A 929-nucleotide genomic window follows, 5' to 3' on the forward strand; every position below is an offset into this window, starting at 1 on the left:
CAATGTCTCCCAGACTGCGGAATATCGGGCGCACCTCGTTTGCCCTGTTCATGTCCACATCTGTGCCCAAAAACGCCTGTACCGGGTCAATGATAACCAGCCTTGCGTTGTTCTCTCGGATTGCTCTTGCGATGCGCTCATCAGCAAGGGTCAGCGGCGTGTCTCTATCGTCAATAACAAGCACTCGTTCAAGGTCTGCGTCAGCTTCCATCAGCCGGGGCTTAACGGTATCGCCCAGACCGTCCTCGGCGGTCTGATAGATGATATTGAAAGGCTCAAGTGTCTCCATACCGGGTAAAGGCTTTCGATTGGTGCAAGCCGCCGCAAGGCGCATAGCAAAGTAGGTCTTGCCCTCGCCGGGGTTGCCCTGTATGATGGTCAGCTTTCCAAAGGGAATATACGGAAACCATAGCCAATCCACGCTCGTCAGCTCCACATCTGCCATGCGGAGCATGGGAACAGGCTGGGCGGTGGGCAGCTCTCGCAGCGTGATTGTCTCGGCTATGAATTTGCGGCTGGGAATGTCCCCTTGCTGACGGAGAACATCGTTCCAGTCTTTCCTTGCCGGGACAAGGCGAATGACGGCGATCTCGCTGGGAATGTCCTGCGCCAGTCGGAAGCAGGCTTCACTTCCTGCGGTGTCGCTGTCAAGGCAGAGGAACACTTTTCGGGTGTCCTTGCGTTCAGAAAGGAAACGGTCAAGGGCTTTGCCCGAAACGCCGCCCAGGGCAAGATAGCTCCTTGTCTGCCAGTCCTGCGGATAAAGGCAGATGAACGATAACAGGTCAATCGGTGATTCAAAGGCAAAAAGCTGGTTGCCGTTTCCCTCGTATCGGAACGGATAGGACTTGTCAGACCCGACAATGTCCTGTCTGAATGGGCCTGCCGTTCCTCTCACATGGGCGTATCTCGGCGTACCGCTTCGGTCT

At 55.8% G+C, this 929-nt stretch carries 1 protein-coding gene; it reads right to left on the reverse strand.

The window, feature by feature from the left end; translation table 11 throughout:
• On the reverse strand, positions 1 to 929 hold a 929-nt coding region (locus tag HMPREF1546_RS05770), incomplete at both ends, for an AAA family ATPase (RefSeq protein ID WP_021751766.1).

This window comes from Oscillibacter sp. KLE 1745 (genome assembly GCF_000469445.2).
Classification (GTDB): domain Bacteria; phylum Bacillota; class Clostridia; order Oscillospirales; family Oscillospiraceae; genus Oscillibacter; species Oscillibacter welbionis.